Consider the following 20,737-nt stretch of genomic DNA (forward strand, 5'->3'; position numbering starts at 1 on the left):
GATGACGATGACGGTGGCCAGGGCGTCCGCGCCGGCGCCGCCGTAGCTCTCCGGGACGTGCACCGCGTGCAGCTCGTTGGCCTGCAGGGCGTCCAGGGCCTCCTGCGGGAAGCGTCCCTCCTCGTCCACCTCGGCCGCGAACGGGGCGATCTTCGCCTCCGCGAGCGACCGCACGGCGTCACGGAGCATCTCGTGCTCCTCGGAGATGCGGAAAAGGTCGAAGGCCCTGTCCATGGTCGGGTGCTCCAGTCCGTCCCGCGCCGCCGGGGGCACGGAACACGATCACATCGAGAGAACTGAGTACCCTCAATAGACCACACTGCGTGCCAAATAGCTAGTGCGGGCGGTACGGGCACCCGTCCTGCGGGCCCCAGGACAGGGCGCCACCAGGGGGCCTCGTTCCCTCCTCGAGGGGAGCGGGGTGCCGCGCTCCAGGGCGCGCCCAGGCCGTCCCGCGGCGGCGAACCCGCCGTGCGCCGACGACCCGCCGTGCCGTGCCGGACCCGGGCTCCGGACGGACGGCCTCCACCCTGCCCCCGGCATACGCCGGAGCCCCCGGCCGAGCAACGGACGGCCGCGGCGGCAGGGCCCCTCAGGCCAGCCGGACGGCGACCAGCGCGGTGTCGTCGAGGGTCTGCTCGGCGGAGGTCCGCAGATCGGCGAGCAGCGCATCGGCGAGCGCCTCGGGGGCCAGCGCCCGGTGCCTGGCGAGGCTGCGGGCCAGCCGCTCCAGGCCCGCGTCGATGTCCTCACCGCGGCGCTCGATCAGCCCGTCGGTGTACATGACCAGGGTGGACCCCGGCCGGTAGTCGATCACCGCGGCCGAGCGCCGAATCTCCGTCTCCCAGAACCCCAGCGGCGGGTCGGTGGCGTTCCCCAGGGCGTCGACCACGCCGTCGGGGCCGACGAGCAGGGGCGGGGGATGGCCGGCGCAGCTGTAGGTGATGGTGCGGGCCTCACGGTCGATGACCAGCTGCACTACCGTGGTGGCCAGCGCGCCCTCCACCGTGAGCGCGTACAGCGCTAGGGTCCGCAGTGCCTCGGCGGGCCCGCCGGTGGCCCGGATGGCAGCGCTGAGGGCGCTGCGGAGCTGACCCATCACCCCGGCGGCCTCCAGCCCGTGACCGACCACGTCGCCCACCGCCACGGCGACCCGGTGGGAGTCCAGATCGGCCAGGTCGTACCAGTCGCCGCAGACGTTCAGCGAGCCCGTCGCCGGCTGGTAGCGGACCGCGACGACAGCCCGATGGCCGGACGGGACGGTGGGCAGCATCGCGCGCTGCAGGGAGATCGCCACCGCACGCTCACGGGCGTTGGCCTCGCGCAGCTGCTCATTGAGCGACTGCAGCTCCTGGGAGCGGGTGAGCAGGTCGGCCTCCATCTGCTCCTCGATGCTCAGCATCTGCCCGGGCCGGCCCTGCAGGGCGCGGTGGGCCCGTACCAGCGCGGTGACCTCCTCGACCCGGTGCACGACGACCGTCACCCGGCCGTCGGCGCCCAGCACCGGGGTGTTCACCGGACTCCAGTACCGCTCCTCGTACACGCCCGGCCGGTCGGGCACCTCCACGTCGTACTTCTGCATCGCCATGGTGTCGCGGCAGCCGGTGGCCAGCACCCGTTCCAGGGAGGCCCGCAGCCGGCGGCCGCCGTCGGCCCCGGGGTCGCCCGGATTGTCGGGGAAGGCTTCGAAGACGCAACGGCCGAGCAGCTCGTCCAGGCCCCGCCCGGAGACCCGCAGAAACGCCTCGTTGGCGTCGGCCACACGCAGGTCCGGAGTGAGGAGCAGCGCCGGACTGGGGAAGGTCCGGAAGACCTCCGCGTAGTCGACGTCTGCCTGTGCCACTCCGGTCTCCCGCGTTGTCGAACCGGTCCTCCCACTCTACGCACGGTTCCGGTGCGGCGCCCCGGACCGGCGGCCCGGCCGGAGCGCTGCGGATCTCCCGGGGCACGCACGGTGACCGGCGTATCGGCGTTCCCTCCCGTGGAGGGCCGCCGTCCCCGGCGGCGGTGCCACGGCTGTGCCACCCCGGTCGGGAGGGACTTTTCCCCGGGGTCCGTGAACGAGCTGTCGCCGTCGTATTCGGGAAATGTGCCGCCGTGTGCACAGGAATTCTCCATTCAGGCCGGCGGCCTGTTCCCGGGCACCCCGCCGGGGGTGGAGCGGGAAGAGGGGGTGTTACGCTCCCGTCCGGGGAACCGGGGGCCGGGGGAGTTGTGAGAAGAACCGCAGTGCAGGGGACGCTGACTGACGGTCAGTCACGCCAGTCGTGCGCCGACGCCACGGGCCCGTACCGGCGTCCGGGTGGGACCGTCCGCGCAGTGCCCGGACGGCCGCGCTTGCGCACCCTCCGCCTGACGGCCCGCGCCCTGGACGAGCGCCGTGCCCGGCGCTCTGCAGCCCGGCAGACCCCCGCCCTACGAAGGAACTGACGCAGCCATGGGCTCCACCCTTGTCATCACCAATGACTTCCCGCCCCGCCAGGGCGGGATCGAGACCTTCGTGCACGCCATGGCCACCCGTATGCCGGGGGACGACGTCGTCGTCTACACCTCGCACGAGCCCGGCGACACCGCCTATGACGCGACCCTGCCCTTTCCCGTCGTACGGGACCCCAGCCGGGTGCTGCTGCCCACCGGCCGGGTCACCAGGAAGGCGCTGGAGATAGCCGAGAGCCATGGGTGCGACCGGGTCTGGTTCGGCGCCGCGGCGCCGCTGGCCCTGATGGCTCCGGCACTGCGCCGCAGGGGTGTGCGGCGCATCGTGGCGACCACGCACGGCCATGAGATCTGGTGGGCCAGGACTCCCGGCGCCCGTCGGCTGATGCGCCGGATAGGGGACGGCGTCGACGTCGTCACCTATCTCGGCCAGTACACACGTGCCCGGATCGAGCCCGCCCTGGGCCCTCGTGTGCGGATGAGCCGGCTGGCGCCCGGTGTGGACGCCGCGGTGTACCGGCCGGATGCCGACGCCGCCTCGGGACTGCGCGGCGAACTCGGCCTGGACGGCAGGCGGGTGATCCTGTGCATGGCCCGTCTGGTGCCCCGCAAGGGCCAGGACATGCTGATCAGGGCGCTGCCGCTGGTGCAGCGCGAAGTACCGGACGCCGTGCTGGTGCTGGTCGGCAGGGGGCCGCACGAGGGCCGGCTGCGCAGGCTGGCGCAGCGTCACGCCGACGGGTCGGTCCTCTTCCTGGGGGGCAGGTCGCACCATGAGACGCCGCGGTACTACGCCGCGGCGGACGTCTTCGCGATGCCCTGCCGCACCCGTAAGGCGGGCCTGGAGGCCGAGGGCCTCGGGATCGTCTTCCTGGAGGCCTCGGCGACCGGTCTGCCGGTGATCGTCGGCGACTCCGGGGGCGCTCCGGACACCGTGCTCGACGGCACCACCGGCTGGGTGGTGGACGGCGCGGACCCCGAGGCGATCGCCGGGGCACTGATCCGGACGCTGCTGGACGCCGACCGTACGGCGATGGGTGCCGCGGGGCGCCGATGGGTCGAGGAGTCCTGGTCCTGGGACGCTTCGGCCCGTCATCTGACGGAGCTGCTGACGCCGGGTCACGTCCCGGCGGCCGTGTCCGAGGAGGAGTAGGTCCGGACGGGCGCGGAGCGGCCGGCGGGCACGGCGCATCCGCCGCGACGGGGGACGCCCCGCGATACGGCCACGTCGTGATCCGGCCACCCCGCAACCGGTCTCCGCGGTCCCGTACAGCGCAGCCGGATTCGCCCGCCCGGGCCCGTCCGTAGTGGTCTTTCCATACCGCAGCGGCAACTCCCTGTCCAGGCAGGCCGGTCCGATGTTCAACTGCGTTGTCGCGGCAGTTGGACGCACTGCGCACACCTTTGAAACCTTGACCGTGCCGGAATGCACATGCCACGGTGAAAACCGCCTAGAAGACCCCTGCGAGGCATTGCATGCACAGTGACCGGACCGACCCGGCGACGCCATTCCCCGCGGTGGAAACCGAACTCCGTTCACAGACGGCCGCTGTGCGCGACGGCGACGGTGTTCCGTCGGAAAACCGGTCCGCCGCCATTCGCCGGACAGCGTCGGCAGGGCCCCGGACGCAGCGGAACCACCCGGCCGGCCTGCGCACAGCCGCGGCACACCCGGCGGCCGGCGTATCCGGCACATCGTCCCGGAGACGCGCCGGCGACGAGCGGAACCGCTGCGGAATTTCGCGGCCCGGCGGACACCGCCCCTGATTTGTGCCGACGACGGCCGGTCGTATTGCCGACCGATCCGGAACTCAAGGACGCCTGCTGGACCGGAACGCGCGACTTCAGGGGATCGGCGGAATGCACACATCCCAGTTCACATCCCAGTTCCATGCGGCCACCCCCGGCGAAGGGGGCCCCCGGCCGGCAGCGGTGATCGCCGGTCTCGGCACCTGCCTGCCGACCGCGGAGTTCGACAACGACGCGCTGGCGGCGCACCTGGACACCGACGACGAGTGGATCCGCACCCGGACGGGCATCGCCGCCCGGCGGCGGGCCGCCCCCACGACCTCCCTGCGGGACCTCGCACACCGGGCCGCCGCCAACGCGCTGGACTCGGCCGGCCAGGGAACGGTGGGCGCCCTGATCCTCGCCACCACGACCCCGGACCGCCCCGTCCCGGCCGCCGCCCCCGAGATCGCGCACCGCCTGGGGCTGGGCGGGATACCGGCGTTCGACCTCTCCGCCGTGTGCAGCGGTTTCCTCTACGCCGCCGCAGTCGCCGCCGGCCTGATCACCGGCGGCATCACGGACAGCGTCCTGGTGGTCGCGGCCGAGACGTACTCCCGGATCGTCGACCCCGGGGACCGCTCCACCGCTGTGCTCTTCGGCGACGGCGCGGGCGCCGTGGTACTGCGCCGGGGCTCTCCCGGGGAGCCGGGCGCCCTGCTCGCCTTCGACCTCGGCAGCGACGGCGCGGGCGCCGACCTGATCCATGTGCCGGGCGCCCGCGAGCGTCCCGACGGGCCGCGCTGGTTCGCCATGTCCGGCCGCAAGGTGTACCTGCGGGCCGTGGAGCAGATGACGGTCTCCGCACTGCGGGTGATCAAGGACTGCGCCTGGGACCCGGACGAGGTCGACGCGCTGGTACCGCACCAGGCGAACGCCCGCATCATCCAGGCCGTGGCGGACCGGATCGGGATGCCGCCGGAGCGGGCGGTGTGCGCGCTGTCCCGGGTCGGCAACACGGCCGCCGCCTCCATCCCGCTGGCCCTGGCGCAGGCGCTGGCGGACGGGCGGCTCAAGCCCGGCGCCCGGACCGTGCTCACCGCCTTCGGCGGTGGACTGACCTGGGCCTCGACCGCACTGGTCTGGCCGCAGCTGACGACCGTCGATTCAGAGATCTGACCGAAGGGTGACCATCCGTGTTTGTCGACTACCTCACCACCATCCTCGGCACCGCCTACAAGGTTCCCGGCCACATCGAGCCCACCAGGTCGTTCCATGACCTGGAGGTGGACTCGCTGTCGCTGGCGGAACTCGGCGCGCAGCTGGAGGAGGACCTCGGTGTGACCATCGACGAGGAGGACCTGACCCCCGCGACCACCGTGGCCGAACTCGCCGAGCTGCTGGCGGCACAGGGCGCGGTCGTCCCGGCATGACCGCCCATTCCCTCGGCCGCCCCGAGGTGGTGATCACTGGGATCGGCATGGTGACCCCGGCGGGGGCCGACACCTCCACGGCGTGGAAGGCGGTGTGCGCCGGGCAGTCCGCAGCGGCGGCCGATCCCCGGCTTGCGGGGCTGGGGGTCGACTTCTGCTGCGCGGTGGCCGGGTTCGACCCGGACCTGGTCCTCGGCGAGGACGCCCGGCGGATGGACCCCTTCACCCAGTTCTCGGTCGCCGCGGCCCGGGCGGCCGCGGCCGACGCCGGGCTGACCGAGGGAAACCGGGACGCCGCCAGGACCGGTGTCGTCCTGGGCACGGCCGTCGGCGGGCAGGGCACCTGGGAGGAGCAGGGGCGCCGGCTGCACGACCGGGGGCCGCGCGCGGTGAACCCGCTCACCGTCCCCAAGGCCATCGGCAACATCGCCGCGGGGGCCGTGGCGATGGACCTCGGCCTGCACGGGCCCTCACTCACCGTCTCCACGGCCTGCGCGGCCGGCACCACCGCCCTGGGCTACGCCCTGGACCTGCTGCGCGCGGGCCGCTGCGACGTGGTCCTCGCCGGCGGTACCGAAGCCGCGGTCACCCCGCTGGTGTCCACCGCCTTCGACCGGCTGAAGGCGCTGTCCCGGCGCCGCGACGACCCGGCGCACGCCTCACGGCCGTTCGACCGGCAGCGCGACGGCTTCGTCCTCGGTGAGGGCGCGGCGGTGCTGGTCGTGGAGCGGGCGGAGCACGCCAGGGCCCGGGGCTGGCGCCCGTACGCCCGGCTGCTGGGCTACGGCGCCTCCTCGGACGCCCACCACCTCACCGCCCCGGACCCGTCCGGCCGCTGTGCGCAGCTCGCCCTGCAGCAGGCCCTGGAGGACGCCCGGGTCCACCCGTCGGACGTCCGGCTGGTCAACGCCCATGCGACGAGCACCCCGCAGGGTGACGCGGTGGAGGCCCGGCTGATCGAGCGGGTCTTCGGCACGGACGCCGCGATCACCTCCACCAAGGGGGTGACCGGCCACATGCTGGGCGCCGCGGGAGCCGTGGAGGCGGCGCTCACCGCCCTCTCCGTCGACCAGGGGGTCATCCCGCCCACCGCCAACTTCGAGGCCCCCGACGCCGCCCTCCCGGGGATCGACATCGTGCACGGCGCGCCGAGGACCGTCCCCGTCCCCGTCGCCGTCAGCAACTCCTTCGGCTTCGGCGGGCACAACGCGGTCGTCGTCCTCGGCAGCGTCTGAGGCAGGCCCGGGGCGCGCGGCCCCGGCGACGAGCCGGGGCTACTCGGCCCCGTCGCCGGGGAGGACCAGCCCGGTCTCGTAGGCGAGCACGACGGCCTGGGCGCGGTCCCGCAGGGCGAGCTTGGCGAAGATCCGGGCCACATGGGTCTTCACGGTGGCCTCGCTGAGGACCAGTTCCTGGGCCAGCTCCGTGTTGGACAGGCCCCGGCCCATCAGGGTGAGCACCTCGGTCTCCCGGGGCGTCAGCGGGGTGAGGTCGCGGTGCACGGCCCCGGACCGGGGGCCGGGGCCGCCGGTGGTGAAACGCTCGACGAGACGCCGGGTGACGGAGGGCGCCAGCAGCGCACTGCCGGTGTTGACCAGGCGCACGGCGGCCGCGAGGTGGTCGGGTGTGACGTCCTTGAGCAGGAAGCCGCTCGCGCCGGAGGACAGGGCCGCGTAGACGTAGCGGTCGAGGTCGAAGGTGGTGAGCATGATCACCCGGCAGTCGGGGACCTGCGCCAGGACGCGCCGGGCGGCCTCCAGCCCGTCCATGGTCGGCATCCGGATGTCCATCAGCACCACGTCGGGGCGCAGTGCGTTCGCCGCCGCCACCGCCTCGCCCCCGTCGGCGGCCTCACCGACCACATCGATGCCCCGCGCGGTGAGGATCATGTTGAAGCCGGTCCTGATCAGCGCCTGGTCGTCGGCGATCAGCACGCGGGGACCCGGTTCGCCGCCCGTCACGGGCGGTCCAGCGGGATGCGGGCGCGGACCCGGTAGCCGCCGCCCAGACGGCGCCGCGCGTCCAGGTCGCCCCCGTAGACGGCGACCCGCTCCCGGAGCCCCAGCAGGCCCCGTCCGGCCCCCTCCGGACGGCTGCGGCGGGCGGGCGCGGGCCGCCGGGGAGCGGTGCCCCCGCCGGAGAGCACGCTGGGCCCCCCGTTCAGCACCTCCACCCGCAGATAGTGGTCGGCGTAGCGCACTGTCACCTCGGCCTTGCCCCCGTCGCCGTACTTGAGTGCATTGGTGAGCGCCTCCTGCACGATGCGGTACGCGGTCACATCGATCCCCGGCGGCAGCGGCCGGGGCTCCCCGGAGATCCTGACCTCCACGGGCAGGCCGGCGAACGCGACCCGGTCGACCAGGGCGCTGAGGCGGCTCAGGCTCGGTTGCGGCGCCAGCTCGGAACCGTCGTCGTCGTCGCCGCTCTGCGACGGCGCCAGCAGCCCCAGCAGGTTGCGCAGTTCGGTCATCGCGTCCCGGCCGGCCGACTCGACCGCGAGCAGCGCCGCCCGGGCCTGGTCCGGCATCGTGGACATCACCTCGAGCGCCGCCCCCGTCTGAACCACCATCAGACTGACATTATGGCCCACGATGTCGTGCAGCTCCTGCGCGATCCGGGCCCGCTCGGCATCGACCGCGATCCGGGCGGCACGCTCCCGCTCCCGCTCCAGCAGCCAGGCGCGCTCCTCCAGCGCCTGCCCACGCAGCCGCCGCGACCGGACCAGCGCCACAGCCAGCCACAGCACGGCCGCACACGCCACCGCCAGCCCTGCGATCAGCCAGCCCGTCCCGGATCCCCGCACGGGAACAGCTTCGCACCCCCGCACCGCGCCGCGCATCATTCCCCGGGACCCGTCGCCTACATCCCCGGGATGACGCACCAGGGCAGATACATCCGGTGGTCGATGCCCGCCCGCCGCCGCCGCCCGTACGTTCCTGGCATGACGAGTGAGAACAGCAGTCCCGACGCGGCGCCGGTCGTCGTGCGGCTGGACGGAGTGCGCAAGGAGTACGGCGACGCCGTCGCTCTGGACCGGGTGTCACTGGAGATCCGGGCCGGGGAGGCGGTCGCGGTGATGGGCCCGTCGGGCTGCGGGAAGTCGACGCTGCTCAACATGGTCGCAGGGCTGGACCGTCCGACCTCGGGGTCGGTCACCGTCCACGGCGAGGACCTGGGCGCACTCAACGAGAAGGGCCTGGCGCTGTTCCGGCGGCGGCGGATCGGCATGATCTTCCAGTTCTTCAACCTGCTGGACGACCTCTCGGCGCTGGACAACGTGGCCCTGGCGGCGCAGCTGACCGGCAGCTCGGCCGCCCAGGCCCGCAAGCGGGCCCTGGAACTCCTCGACGAACTCGGCATCGCCGAACGCAGGGACGCCTATCCGGCGGTGCTCAGCGGCGGCGAGCGCCAGCGGGTCGCCGTGGCCAGGGCGCTGATGAACCGGCCCGCCCTGCTGCTGGCCGACGAGCCGACCGGCGCCCTCGACAGCCAGGCGGGCGAGCAGGTGATGGACCTGCTGATCGACCTCAACCAGATCGGCCAGACCCTGCTCATCGTCACCCACGACGAGCGGCTGGCCATGCGGTGCGCCAGCCGGCTGATCCAGTTCTCGGACGGCCGGGTCGAGGCCCAGCGGAGCCTGGAGCGGGCCGTATGAGCGCCGTGTGGCCGGTAGCGCGTGCGGCCGTGCGCCGGCGGCGGCTGCAGACCTTCGTCATCGGACTGGTCGTCCTCTTCTCCACCGCGGCGATCGTGGTGTCCCTGGGCCTGCTGGACGCCTCCGCGTCGCCCTTCGACCACGCCTTCGCACGACAGCGCGGCGCCCATGTCGTGGCGACCTTCGACAGCGCGTCGGTGTCCCCCTCGCAGCTGGCCGAGACCGCCGGACGCCCCGGGGTGGCGGCTGCCGCGGGTCCCTTCCGCCAGGCCGTGGTGACCGTCGCCAAGAGCGCCAGGGACTCCGCGGCCGGACGCCTCACCGTCGTCGGCCGCGCGGACCCCGGCGGCAGCGTTGACCGGCTGACCCTCACCGCGGGCCGCTGGGCCACCCGCCCCGGCGAGATCGTGGTGAACCAGCGCGCCGGCCGGGGCGGCCTGGGCGCGACCCTGAGACTCCCCGGCGGCCCGCAGCTCAGGGTCGTCGGCTACGCCTCCAGCGTCAGCGGGTCCGCCGACGCCTGGGTCTCGCCCGACCAGATCGAGGCCCTGCACCCCACCGCCGCGCAGATGCTGTACCGCTTCACGGACGCCGGGACCGGCGCCCGGCTCCGGGCCGACCTCGCCGGGGTGACCAGGGGACTGCCCGCGGACTCACTGATCGCCTCCCAGAACTACCTCACCATCAGGGCGGCCTTCGCCGCCGGACCGGGCGCCTATGTGCCCTTCCTCGTGGTCTTCGGTTTCCTCGGCGTCTCGGTCGCGGTGCTGATCGTCGCCAATGTCATCAGTGGCGCGGTGGTCTCGGGCTTCCGCCACATCGGCATCCTCAAGTCGCTGGGCTTCACCCCGCGCCAGGTGACCGCGGTCTACCTGGTGATGGTGGCCGTACCGGCGGTCGTCGGCTGCGCCCTGGGCGCCCTGCTGGGAGACCTCGCGGCCCGGCCGCTGCTCACCAACGCGTTCAAAGGGGTCACCTTCGGGCTGGGGAACGTCGGCGTCGACCTGGGGAACGTCGGCGTCAGCCTCTGGGTGGTGGTCGTCGCGCTGCTGGGGATGCCCGCCGTGGTGCTCCTCGCCGCGCTCGTCCCCGCGCTGCGCGCCCGCGGGCTCTCCGCGGCCAACGCCATCAGCGCCGGCAGCGCACCCCGCACCGGCCGGGGGCTGCGGGTCCAGCGGTGGCTCGGCGGCACGCGGCTGCCGCGCTCGGTCAGCCTGGGTCTCGGGCTGCCGTGCACCCGTCCCGGACGCACCGGGCTGACCCTGGCGGCGATCCTGCTCGGAGTGACCACCGTGACGTTCGCCGGCGGCCTGGCCACGACCGTGACCCGCTTCGGGAGCGCCACCGGACTGGACGGGGCCTTCCAGGTCACGGTGCAGCCCGGCGAGCACCGGTTCGGGCAGGTGGAGCCGAAGCTCGGGGACGCCGGGCGGGAGGCGCTGCTGCGCTCGCTGCCGGGCGCGCGCTATGTCACCGCGGACCAGCATGTGGAGCTGTCGGTCGCCGGGTACCCGCAGAGCGTCGTGGTGGACTTCCTCCGCGGGGACTCCTCGACGCTGCGCTTCCAGGACCAGCTGGTCGAGGGCCGCTGGCTGGGCGGGCCCGGCGAGATCGTCGTCGCCTCGAAGTTCCTGCACCAGGCGGGGCTGAAGGTCGGCGACCACCTGACGCTGAAGGCCGGGAGCAAGCAGACCCGGGTCACCGTCGTGGGGGAGATCATGACCGGCGCCCCCTCGTACCTGTACACCGACTGGAAGACCCTCGCCCCGCTCTCGCCCGACTACCGCGACCTGGACACCCTCTTCCAGTACCAGGTGCAGCTCACCCCGGGGACCGACGCCGGCGCCTACGCCGCGGCGGTGCGCAGGGCCGATCCCGGGCTCTACACCACCACCGACTTCGGCACCAACACCTTCGTGGTCACCGTCCTCAGCCTGTCGACGGTCCTCACCCTGATGCTGGGGACGGTCGCCGCGCTCGGGGTGTTCAACACCGTCGTCCTCACCACCCGTGAGCGGCGCCGCGACCTGGGCATGCTCAAGTCCATCGGTATGACGCCCCGTCAGGTCGTGGTGATGATGGTGACCTCCATGGCGGCGCTGGGAGTGGTGGGCGGCCTGCTCGGCATCCCGCTCGGCATCGCCGCCCACCGTCTGATGGTGCCGCTGGCGGCCCGTACCGCCGACGTCGACATCGCCAGGTCCCTGACGGACGTCTGGCAGGCACCCGTGCTGACACTGCTGGCGCTCGCCGGCGTGGTGATCGCGGTGCTCGGGGCGTACGTCCCCGCCCGGTCGGCGGCGCGGCTCACCATCGCCAGGGTGCTCCACAACGAGTGACCCGCCGCCGACCGGCACCCGACCACCGTCCAGCACCGGAGGAACCGACACCCCCCATGGCTTCCACCCTTGTCGTCACCAACGACTTCCCGCCCCGGCAGGGCGGCATCGAGACCTTCGTGCACGCCATGGCCGCACGTATGCCCGCGGACGACGTGGTGGTGTACACCTCGCACGAGGACGGCGCCGCCGCCTACGACGCGACACTGCCCTTCCCCGTGGTACGGGACCCCAGCCGTACGCTGCTGCCGACCGCCAGGGTGGCCGCACGGGCCGTCGAGATCGCCAGGACCCACGGCTGCGACCGCGTGTGGTTCGGCGCCGCGGCGCCGCTCGCCCTGATCGCCCCCGCGCTGCGCAGCCGCGGCGGCGTACGGAGGATCGTGGCGACCACGCACGGCCACGAGATCTGGTGGGCCAGGACCCCGGGCGCCCGCGGGCTGCTGCGGCGCATCGGTGACAGCGTCGACGTGGTCACCTACCTCGGTGACTACACACGCCGCCGGATCGAGCCGGCGCTGGGGCCCGGCCCCCGGATGAGCCGGCTCGTCCCGGGGGTGGACGCCGGCACCTACCGGCCGGACGCAGCCGCCTCCGGGGAGGTGCGCCGGGCGCTGGGCCTGCGGGACGAGAAGGTGATCCTCTGCGTCGGCCGGCTGGTGCCCCGCAAGGGCCAGGACATGCTCATAAGGGCCCTGCCACTGGTCCGGCGCAGCGTTCCCGACGCGGTGCTGCTGCTGGTCGGCAAGGGCCCCCACGAGTCCCGGCTGCGCAGGCTGGCGGACCGCCACGCCCCGGGCGCGGTGCGTTTCCTGGGCGGGAAGTCGCACACCGACACCCCGCAGTACTACGCCGCCGCGGACGTCTTCGCGATGCCGTGCCGCACCCGGAGGGCGGGCCTGGAGGCCGAAGGTCTGGGCATCGTCTTCCTGGAGGCCTCCGCGAGCGGTCTGCCGGTGGTGGTGGGGGACTCGGGCGGGGCCCCCGACACCGTGCTCGACGGGCGGACGGGCCGGGTGGTGGACGGCAGGGACCCGGCGGCGATCGCCGGGGCGCTGACGTCCGCGCTGCTCGACCGGCGGCAGGCCGGGATGGGCGACGCGGGGCGCCGCTGGGTGCGGGAGGAGTGGTCCTGGGAGGCATCGGCGCGCCGGCTGGCGCCGCTGCTGACACCGGAGGGCGGCCGGGTGTCCCCGGCCGGCGGGCGGTGACGAGAGAGTGGGCACACTGGTCCGCCGGTCACCCGGGAGAGGCCAGTGTGCCCCTGGACGTCCTTCGGTGGGGATCCGGCGGTGTGGGAACACGCCGACACCCCGGGAACGGAGGGGAGGGAGCCTCACCCGGCGGTTCTGTGCGCCACCGACCGCTCCCGCTCGTCCAGGCTCTGCGCGAACTCCAGCCAGGTCGCGGCGTACTGGCGTGCCAGATTAACCACCAGGTCGCCGCAGTGCGGCGGGACCGCGGCGGTCAGCTCGGACCGCTCCCGTACGGCGATGGCGTTCTGCTGGAGCAGACGGAGCAGATGCCGCCCCTCCTCCTTGAGCCGCAGCGACGGGTCCCGCAGGAGCTTCTCCAGCAACGAGCCCGGGTCCGGCGGTGCCAGTCGCGCCTGCCGTTCGAGCCTCCGCTGTCCGACCTGCACCGGGACGGCGACCTCGTCCCCGGTCTCGCCGGGGGTCCGGGCGGCGGCGGGCCGGATCGGGGCGGGCAGTTCCCCGGACTGCAGCCGCTTGCGGACGTCACTCGCCGTCGCCGGGGAGATCCCCGCGATCCGTGCGACCTCGCGGAGGGAGGCGCCCGGGTTCTCGGTCATCACCTCGGCGGCCCGCCAGCGGCCCGCGACGCTGTCCAGCGGGCGCACCCGTCCGTCGCGGCCGACGCGTGCGTCCAGCTGCGGAAGGATGTCGGTCGAGCGGCGCCGGATGGCGGCGACGGCCTTGGCGCCCAGCCCCGAGGTCCGGGCGATGGCCCGGTCGGACATCTGGGGGTGCGAGGCGACGATGCGGATGGCCGCGGCACGCCGGTCGGCCTGCGACAGCGGGAGGCCATGGGCGGTGTTCGCCTGGACGGCGCGTAAGAAGGCCTCTTCGGCGGTCCCGTCGAAGAACTCCACATCAATGGTCGCCTGGCCGCGTATCAGCGCGGCCAACAGACGGTGTATTCCATCGACCACCCGCATGTCGGACTGGCGCACGAGTATCGGGGGCAGCGGACCGTCGATTTCTGCGAGTCTGGCGACGTGCTCCTGGTCGGGTCCCTCCGACCGGGGTGACTCGCCGGGGCGAATGGTTGCAATCGGAACAGATACGGTCCTCGGTGGAAGGCCGGGGTCCGGCACGGTGGTGCCGCCGGTCGTCCCGGTGGCCCCGTCCGTCGAAACAATGTCTGGCTGATGCAATTCATTCACCCCGTGAGTTGATAACAGTGAACAGTTGCCGAAGAACTCCAGAGACTTGTGGGCGTCGTCCGCTCAGGGCATGAGCCACGGGCCGGCGGGCCCGGGCGGGGCCTGGGCCGGGAGGCTCGGTACGGGTTCCGGGACCGCCGGTCCCCCCGGCGCCCCCGCGGGTACGGTGCCGCCGGGTCGCCCGTCTGCGCGTTCCACGTCGCCTCTCCTGTCCCAAGAAGTCGCGTCGCACCGTGCCTCGTGGTCCCGCCCGCATCCGTGACCGGACGGCTGCGGAGCGCTGCCGTCCGGTTCGGGCCCCACAGATGAACCGCACTCATGGTCACGGTTCGCCGTGGTGCTGTCGAGCGATCACCACCGCCGGTCCGGGCAGGTGCCGGCGCAGGCCCAAGGGCTGCCCCGGCCGGCCGGCGAACCGGCCCGGCCCGGTTCGGGCGGTACCTCCAACTCTGTTCATGCCAACACTAGTTGATCACCATGTGCGGCCGCCCCTAGGGTGGGTCGCATCAGGACACGCGACGGACCGGGTGCCCTCCGGCACCCGGTCCGCTCCCTGCCCTGGCCTGCTGGGCCGCCTGTCAGCCCTCGTTCCATCCGTGGTTCTTGCCGAACTGGACGAGCTCGCTGCGGATCCGCAGGATCTGGTCCGCCGTCAGGGAGGGCGCCGCCTCCAGCAGGAGCTCGGTCACCTCCCGGGTGTACTCCTCCACGCCGAGCACATCGCACAGCGGCTCGCCGCCGTCCTGCGAAGGACCTGCGGTGTACGTCGGGGCGACCGGACCGGGAGCCGGCTGCACCGGTGCCGGCATGGGGAAGGGCTGCGGCGCGGGAGTGCCCGTCGCCAGCCGCACCGAGGACGCCTTGAGCCCCCGGTCGCCCTCCTCGATCTCGAATTCCACCATCAGTCCCGTACGCACATAGGACTCGGGAATCACCAGGTCATTCACGTGCAGAAAAACATCCTCGCCGCCGCGGTCGGGAGCGATGAATCCATAACCCCGAGTGCCGTCGAACCGCAAAACACGACCAGTAGCCACGTTACCCCCACAGAGTCGAGCCCCTTGCTCGAAGAACCTGGAAAGGATTTTAGCCAGCCGCGGTGAATTCCGCGAGCAACTTCCGTCCCACCGGTATTCAGCCGGCTGTTCAACCGCGGCGCGGCCGCAGTTGAACAGACGCCAGGGACCGCCGGGCGGCCGGTGAACCGCCCGCACGGCAGCCGCCGGACAGGGCGGCTCAGCCGACCGCCGAGGGGACGTCGCTGTCGGCGCCGTCGGCGGCCTGGTGGGCGAACTGGGTGTGGTACAGGTCCGCGTACAGGCCCTGGGCGGCGAGCAGTTCCTGGTGGGTTCCGCTCTCCCTGATCCGGCCCGCCTCGACCACGAGGATCTGGTCGGCGTCGCGGATGGTGGAGAGCCGATGGGCGATGACCAGTGACGTCCGCCCGGCGAGAGCGGTCTTGAGCGCCTGCTGGATGGCCGCCTCCGACTCGGAGTCCAGGTGCGCGGTCGCCTCGTCCAGCACGACCACGGGGGGCGCCTTGAGCAGCAGCCGGGCCAGTGCGATGCGCTGCTTCTCGCCGCCCGAGAGCCGGTAGCCGCGGTCGCCGACCACGGTGTCGAGGCCGTCGGGGAGAGCGGAGACGGTGTCCCAGATGAGCGCCGCCTCACAGGCCGCCACGAGCTCCCGTTCGGTGGCACCGGGACGGGCGAAGAGGAGGTTGGCCCGGAGGGTGTCGTGGAACAGGTGGGCGTCCTGGGTGACCACGCCGACGGTGTCGCGCAGCGACTGCAGGGTGAGGTTCCTGATGTCGTGGCCGCCGATGCGCAGCGTCCCCGAGGTGGGGTCGTACAGGCGCGGCACCAGATGGGTGAGGGTGGTCTTGCCGGCGCCGGAGGGGCCCACCAGGGCGGTGAGCTTCCCGGCCGGGGCGCGGAAGCTCAGATCCTGCAGGATCCAGGCACTGTCGGTCCGTTCGGGCCTGGCCAGTGCGATGGACTCCAGGGAGGCGAGGGACACCTCCCCGGCGGACGGGTAGCGGAAGGAGACCTGGTCGAACTGGATGTCCGGCGCGGCGGCGCCTCCGCCCCGCCCGTCCGCGTCCGGGCCGCCGTCGGGCCGCCGGCCCACCGGCAGCGGGTGTGCGCCGGGCCGCTCGGCGATGAGCGGCTGGAGGTCGAGCACCTCGAAGACCCGGTCGAAGCTGACCAGCGCCGTGAGGATGGTGGCCTGCATCGTGGAGAGCTGGTTGACCGGCCCGTAGAGCCGCAGCAGCAGCGTCACCATGGCGACCAGGGTGCCCATCCGCAGCGTCCCGTCGATGGTGAGACTGCCGCCGAGGCCGTAGACCAGCGCGGTGGTGAGGGAGGTCAGCAGGGTCACGATGATGAAGAGCATCCGGCCGTGGATGACCCCGCTCACCGAGACGTCCCGGACGCGTCCCGCGCGCGCGGCGAACATCTCGGCCTCGTCGTCGGCCCGCCCGTAGAGCTTGGCGAGCATGGCCCCGGAGACGTTGAAGCGCTCGTTCATCATCGAGCTCATCTCCGCGTCCAGCTGCATGGTCTCGCGGGTGAGGCGCTGCAGCCTCCGGGCGATCAGCCGGGCGGGCAGCAGGAAGAACGGGATGACGCAGAGCGCCGTGAGGGTGATCTGCCAGGACAGGTAGAACATCGCACCCAGCACCAGGACCAGGGTCAGCACGGTGGAGACCGACTGCGACAGCAGGGTGGTGACGGCCTGCCGGGCGCCGACCACGTCGGTGTTGAGCCTGCTGACCAGCGCCCCGGTCTGCGCACGGGTGAAGAACGCCAGCGGCTGCTGCTGGACGTGGGCGAAGACCTTGGTGCGCAGGTCGTAGACGAGCCCCTCGCCGACCCTGCCCGAGCACCGCGCCTGGAGGTACATGGCCCCCGCGTCGAGCAGCGCCAGCCCGGCGATCGCCAGGCACAGCGCCGTCACCACGCCGAGGCGGCCCGGCAGGATGCCGTCGTCGATGATCGCCTTCAGGATGAGCGGGCTGGCCGCGGTGGCCACCGCGTCCACCACGGTGGTCAGCAGCAGCAGTGCCAGCAGCCGCCGGTAACGCAGGGCATACGGAAGGATCCGCCGCAGGGTGCCCGGCTTGATCCTCTGGCGGGTGATGGAGTCGTCGTCGAACCGCAGGGCCTTCGGGCCCTTCGCGGCGCGGCCGGGCATGGTCACAGCAACCTGCCTCACTCTCGTGTCTTCCCCGCGCTGAGTGGCGGCTGCGGCCGGTTGATGCTCGTGTGGGGATGCGGACGGGCGGCTTCTCAGTGCTTGTCGAAGAACTCGATGACTGCGTCGTTGACCGGCTTCGGCTGCTCCAGATACCCCAGGTGCCCGCAGTCGGGGAGCTCCACCAGGTCGCAGTCGGGAATGGCGTGGGCGACCTCGGCCACCAGGTGCGGCGGGCAGATCACATCGTCGGCGAAGGCGATCGCCCGGCAGGGCACGGAGACCTTCCGCAGAGCCTCCCGCCGGTCCCCGAGGCCGTCGATGACCCAGTCCTGGCCCTCCGAGCCGTGGGCGCTGCCGCCGGACAGCTCGAAGATCTCCAGCCAGGAGGAGACCGCGGTCTCGTCGTTGAGGGTCGCCGGGGACAGCATCTCCAGCACCGTCTTCACGGCCTCGTACGAGGCGGGGAGCCGTACGCCGCTGTCCCGCAGCGCCTGGTCGGCGGCCTTCTGCGCCCGGCGGAAGGCGTCGGACCGCGCGCGGGTGGCGATGAGGACCGCGGAGCGCACCAACTGCGGCGACTCCAGGGCCAGCTGCTGGGTGATCAGCGCGCCCAGGGAGGTCCCGACGATCCGGCAGCGGCCCAGGCCCAGCGCCTCGATGAGGCCCCGGGTGTCGTCGACCATCTCCTCCAGCGTGTACTTGCCGGGAGGGGCGTCGGACGGGGCGATGCCCCGGTTGTCGAAGACGACGGTCTCGTACCCCGCCCGGTTCAGCGCCGGAGTCTGGTGCATGGTCCAGACCCGGCCGGCGGCGTCCGAACCCATGATGAGGAGCACCGGCTCCCCCCGGCCCGACCGCTCATAGGCCAGCCGAATCCCATTGGTGTGCACGAACGGCACGATGCGCCCCCGTCATCCACGGTCGAGAACAATCTGCGGGCTCCCGGAGTGCACACCGGCCCAGGAGCTTCCTGACACGGGCCCAAGCCGGTTCTCACCGGGTGCAGAGCGGCCTCCACGAGGTTCCGCCGCCCCCACGATGTCATCGCCCCGCGGCACTGATCAATACCGGCATTCAGCCGGTGGCCCCCTGTTCAACCGGCGCCCGGGCGCAGTTGAACAGTTTTCGGAGCACGGCCTTGCAGGCCGGTCGTGAAACGTTGACGCCGCCGCGCCGAGCCGGGTCATAGTGGAGCCGCAGTGGTTCCCGAAGGCGAATGCCGGCAGGGCGGAAGCGGGCGGTCTGCCCACCCAACGCTTTGCAGGGACGCTGGTCAAGCGATGATTCCTCGGAGAAAGGACGGCCTGGTGACGAATCCGTTCGACGACCCGGACGCCAACTACCTGGTACTGGTCAACGATGAGGGTCAGCACTCGCTCTGGCCGGTCTTCGTCGACGTTCCCGACGGCTGGAAGACCGTCTTCGGCGAGGCCGGGCGCCAGGAGTGCCTGGACTACATCGAGAAGTCCTGGACCGACATGCGGCCCAAGAGCCTGATCGAGGCCATGGAACAGCGCTAGGAACCCGGCCCCGGCAGACCCCGGCCGACGGCGGAACCGCGTTTCCGCCCCGGCCGGGAGAACAGCCCGGCGGTCGTGAGGTGCCGACCGCTGCGTCGGCCGGCCAACTGCCGCAGGGCCGCAGTTGAACACCGCCGGGAACGCAGTTGTCCGGTCGGCCGATATTGATCGACAGTGTGCTCCCCGCCATAGTCTTCGCGGAGCGCTCCGTTTGTGTGGTCCGTTTACCGAAGGGTGGGGCTTAGGTGGCCGAGCAGCAGTTGTTTCTGCGGTCGAATGTCATTGTCGAGCCGCTGGTGGACAGGTTCTTCGCCTGGCCGTACACGATGGCGCCGGTCCAGTCGGCGATGAACCTCGCATTTCTGCAGGTGCCTCTGCTGGAGTCGTATCTGCAGTCCCCGCAGGTCCATGTCGCGGCGAGCAACAACCCGGAGCTGCGCGGCGGCTACTTCATCAACATCCCGGAGGAGCGCGCCGACGAGGTGCGCGACCTGCTCGCCGCCATCAAGCGCGACCAGGCCGCCGTGCTGCGGTTCGCGGAGGCCATCGCGGCGGGGCAGGAGCTGCTGCGGGCCAACGCGACCGGGTTCGACCTGACGCCGCTGTACCCCAAGCTGCCGCCTGAGCTGGGCGGCCTGGTGGAGCTGGCGTACGACATGGACAACCAGGCCCAGATGCGCTTCATGGAGCCGGTGGTCTACAAGAGCCCCTTCTACGACGAGAAGCGCCAGTCGGTCCAGCTCTCCTTCGAGACCGGGGTCGAGCGTCCCTTCGTCCTGAGCACTCCCCGGCTGCCCTCGCCCGACGTCCTGGAACTGGGCATCCCCTTCCGGCACCAGGGGCTGCAGGAGTTCTTCATGAGCCGGGTGCGTCCCACGACGCTCGGCCATCTGCGCGAGGCCCTGGGGCTGGACGACGCGCAGGCCGCGCAGCTGTCGGGGATGCTCACCGAGCGGCCCAGCCTGTCGGAGGACCGGCACATCGACGCCGGCGGCCGTATCCGGTACTTCGGGCATGCCTGTCTGGTGCTCCAGACACCGGAGGCCGCGATCGTCACCGACCCCTTCATCAGCGCCGACAACACCGTCGGGGACCGCTACACCCTGGACGACCTCCCCGACTACATCGACCTGGTCCTGATCACCCACGGACACCAGGACCACATCGTGCTGGAGACGCTGCTGCAGCTGCGCGGCAGGGTCGGGTCGATCGTGGTGCCGCGCTCCTCGCGGGGCAACCTGGCCGACCCCTCGATGGCGCTGATGCTCCGTCACCAGGGCTTCTCGGTGACCGAGGTCGACGACTTCGACGAGGTCGAGTTCCAGGGCGGCAAGGTCGTCGCCACACCGTTCCTCGGCGAGCACTGCGACCTGGACATCCGCGCCAAGTCGACCTACTGGGTCGAGCTGGCCGGCAGGAAGGTCTTCGTCGGGGCGGACTCCTCGGGCATCGACCCCATGCTCTACCGGTACGTCAAGGGCCACCTCGGCACCGCGGACATCGCCTTCCTGGGCATGGAGTGCGACGGCGCGCCGCTGACCTGGCTCTACCAGGCGCTGCTGACGGTGCCGGTGACCAAGAAGATGAGCAACTCGCGCAAGCTCTCCGGCTCCAACGCCGAGCAGGCCGCGGCCATCATGACCGAGCTGGGCGCCGGTGAGGCCTATGTGTACGCCATGGGCGAGGAGCCCTGGCTGGGCCATGTGATGGCCACCACGTACACCGAGGACACCTACCAGATCAAGCAGATCGACGAGTTCATGACCTGGTGCAAGGACCGCGGGATCAAGGCCGGGCACCTCTACGGGCAGCAGGAGTGGCGCTGGTAGCAGCAGCGGGCCTGGGCGGGCGACCGCCCGGGCACGGAGAGGCGGACCACCGGATCACCGGTGGTCCGCCTCTCGGCGCTTCCCCGGGCACCTGCGCCGCGGGGAGGGCGGGTGGGCCGCGACGGGGCGTCAGGCCCGGGCCGGGCGAGGCAGCGGACGTGACGAGCGGGTGGTCGTGGGGTGGGG

Annotated in this window: 17 protein-coding genes; 9 read left to right on the forward strand and 8 right to left on the reverse strand. The window is 72.5% G+C overall.

All coding sequences use genetic code 11. The features are described from left to right. Both AOK09_RS13615 and AOK09_RS13620 read right to left on the reverse strand, forming a co-directional pair. Positions 1-234 (reverse strand): acyl-CoA dehydrogenase family protein (locus AOK09_RS13615; RefSeq protein ID WP_169797024.1); only part of this gene is annotated, 234 nt, incomplete at its 3' end. A gap of 358 nt (positions 235-592) precedes the next feature. Next, positions 593-1,843, reverse strand: a complete 1,251-nt coding sequence (locus tag AOK09_RS13620) for a PP2C family protein-serine/threonine phosphatase (protein ID WP_055587435.1) — start codon at positions 1,841-1,843, stop codon at positions 593-595. A 594-nt stretch (positions 1,844-2,437) separates the two neighbouring features. Between AOK09_RS13620 and AOK09_RS13625 the strand changes: the two genes are divergently transcribed. From AOK09_RS13625 to AOK09_RS13640, 4 genes are all read left to right on the forward strand, one after another. Beyond that, a complete protein-coding gene (locus tag AOK09_RS13625; protein ID WP_055587436.1) occupies positions 2,438-3,589 on the forward strand; it encodes a glycosyltransferase family 4 protein in 1,152 nt (383 codons plus the stop codon). Between the two features lie 707 nt (positions 3,590-4,296). Then, complete coding sequence (locus AOK09_RS13630) at positions 4,297-5,343, forward strand: beta-ketoacyl-ACP synthase III (protein ID WP_079063029.1); 1,047 nt, start codon at positions 4,297-4,299, stop codon at positions 5,341-5,343. 17 nt (positions 5,344-5,360) lie between these two features. Then, on the forward strand, positions 5,361-5,597 hold the full coding sequence (locus AOK09_RS13635; protein ID WP_055587437.1) for an acyl carrier protein: 237 nt from the start codon (positions 5,361-5,363) through the stop codon (positions 5,595-5,597). Beyond that, complete coding sequence (locus AOK09_RS13640; protein ID WP_175609298.1) at positions 5,594-6,832, forward strand: beta-ketoacyl-[acyl-carrier-protein] synthase family protein; 1,239 nt, start codon at positions 5,594-5,596, stop codon at positions 6,830-6,832. The genes AOK09_RS13635 and AOK09_RS13640 overlap by 4 nt, the downstream gene beginning before the upstream one ends. 39 nt (positions 6,833-6,871) lie before the next feature. Here AOK09_RS13640 and AOK09_RS13645 read toward each other — a convergent pair whose 3' ends face one another. Next, on the reverse strand, positions 6,872-7,558 hold the full coding sequence (locus AOK09_RS13645; RefSeq protein ID WP_079063030.1) for a response regulator: 687 nt from the start codon (positions 7,556-7,558) through the stop codon (positions 6,872-6,874). Continuing rightward, entirely contained in the window at positions 7,555-8,400 is an 846-nt protein-coding gene (locus AOK09_RS13650; protein WP_245687277.1) for a sensor histidine kinase, read from the reverse strand. The genes AOK09_RS13645 and AOK09_RS13650 overlap by 4 nt, the downstream gene beginning before the upstream one ends. 138 nt (positions 8,401-8,538) lie before the next feature. On the opposite strand from AOK09_RS13650, the gene AOK09_RS13655 reads away from it, so the two are divergent. The 3 genes from AOK09_RS13655 to AOK09_RS13665 are packed head-to-tail and all read left to right on the forward strand — an operon-like array spanning position 8,539 to position 12,805. Then, positions 8,539-9,255, forward strand: a complete 717-nt coding sequence (locus AOK09_RS13655) for an ABC transporter ATP-binding protein (RefSeq protein ID WP_055587438.1) — start codon at positions 8,539-8,541, stop codon at positions 9,253-9,255. After that, a complete protein-coding gene (locus tag AOK09_RS13660; protein ID WP_055587439.1) occupies positions 9,252-11,594 on the forward strand; it encodes an ABC transporter permease in 2,343 nt (780 codons plus the stop codon). Before AOK09_RS13655 ends, AOK09_RS13660 begins: the two co-directional genes overlap by 4 nt. A gap of 56 nt (positions 11,595-11,650) precedes the next feature. After that, positions 11,651-12,805, forward strand: coding sequence for a glycosyltransferase family 4 protein (locus tag AOK09_RS13665; protein ID WP_055587440.1), 1,155 nt, complete (start codon positions 11,651-11,653; stop codon positions 12,803-12,805). 125 nt (positions 12,806-12,930) lie between these two features. On the opposite strand, the gene AOK09_RS13670 is transcribed toward AOK09_RS13665, so the two are convergent. The 4 genes from AOK09_RS13670 to AOK09_RS13685 all read right to left on the reverse strand — a co-directional run bounded on the left by AOK09_RS13670 (position 12,931) and on the right by AOK09_RS13685 (position 18,092). Continuing rightward, positions 12,931-13,743 carry a transcriptional regulator gene (locus tag AOK09_RS13670; protein ID WP_456153967.1) on the reverse strand — a complete coding sequence of 271 codons (813 nt, stop codon included), beginning with the start codon at positions 13,741-13,743 and terminating at the stop codon, positions 12,931-12,933. An 836-nt stretch (positions 13,744-14,579) separates the two neighbouring features. Continuing rightward, positions 14,580-15,038 (reverse strand): cold-shock protein, encoded by a 459-nt coding sequence (locus tag AOK09_RS13675; protein WP_055587441.1) that lies wholly within the window; start codon positions 15,036-15,038, stop codon positions 14,580-14,582. Between the two features lie 199 nt (positions 15,039-15,237). After that, positions 15,238-17,199 (reverse strand): ABC transporter ATP-binding protein, encoded by a 1,962-nt coding sequence (locus AOK09_RS13680; protein ID WP_055587450.1) that lies wholly within the window; start codon positions 17,197-17,199, stop codon positions 15,238-15,240. A 95-nt stretch (positions 17,200-17,294) separates the two neighbouring features. Next, the gene (locus tag AOK09_RS13685; RefSeq protein ID WP_245687278.1) at positions 17,295-18,092 is read right to left on the reverse strand and encodes an alpha/beta fold hydrolase; all 798 of its coding nucleotides are present in this window, start codon (positions 18,090-18,092) and stop codon (positions 17,295-17,297) included. A 417-nt stretch (positions 18,093-18,509) separates the two neighbouring features. Here AOK09_RS13685 and AOK09_RS13690 point away from each other — a divergent pair, with 417 nt between their 5' ends. Together AOK09_RS13690 and AOK09_RS13695 are read left to right on the forward strand one after the other, a co-directional pair. Continuing rightward, positions 18,510-18,722: an MbtH family protein gene (locus AOK09_RS13690; protein ID WP_055587443.1), complete on the forward strand. Its 213-nt coding sequence runs from the start codon at positions 18,510-18,512 to the stop codon at positions 18,720-18,722. A gap of 245 nt (positions 18,723-18,967) precedes the next feature. Beyond that, entirely contained in the window at positions 18,968-20,551 is a 1,584-nt protein-coding gene (locus AOK09_RS13695; protein WP_055587444.1) for an MBL fold metallo-hydrolase, read from the forward strand. The last annotated feature ends 186 nt before the right edge of the window (positions 20,552-20,737 follow it).

Source organism: Peterkaempfera griseoplana (assembly GCF_001418575.1).
Classification (GTDB): domain Bacteria; phylum Actinomycetota; class Actinomycetes; order Streptomycetales; family Streptomycetaceae; genus Peterkaempfera; species Peterkaempfera griseoplana.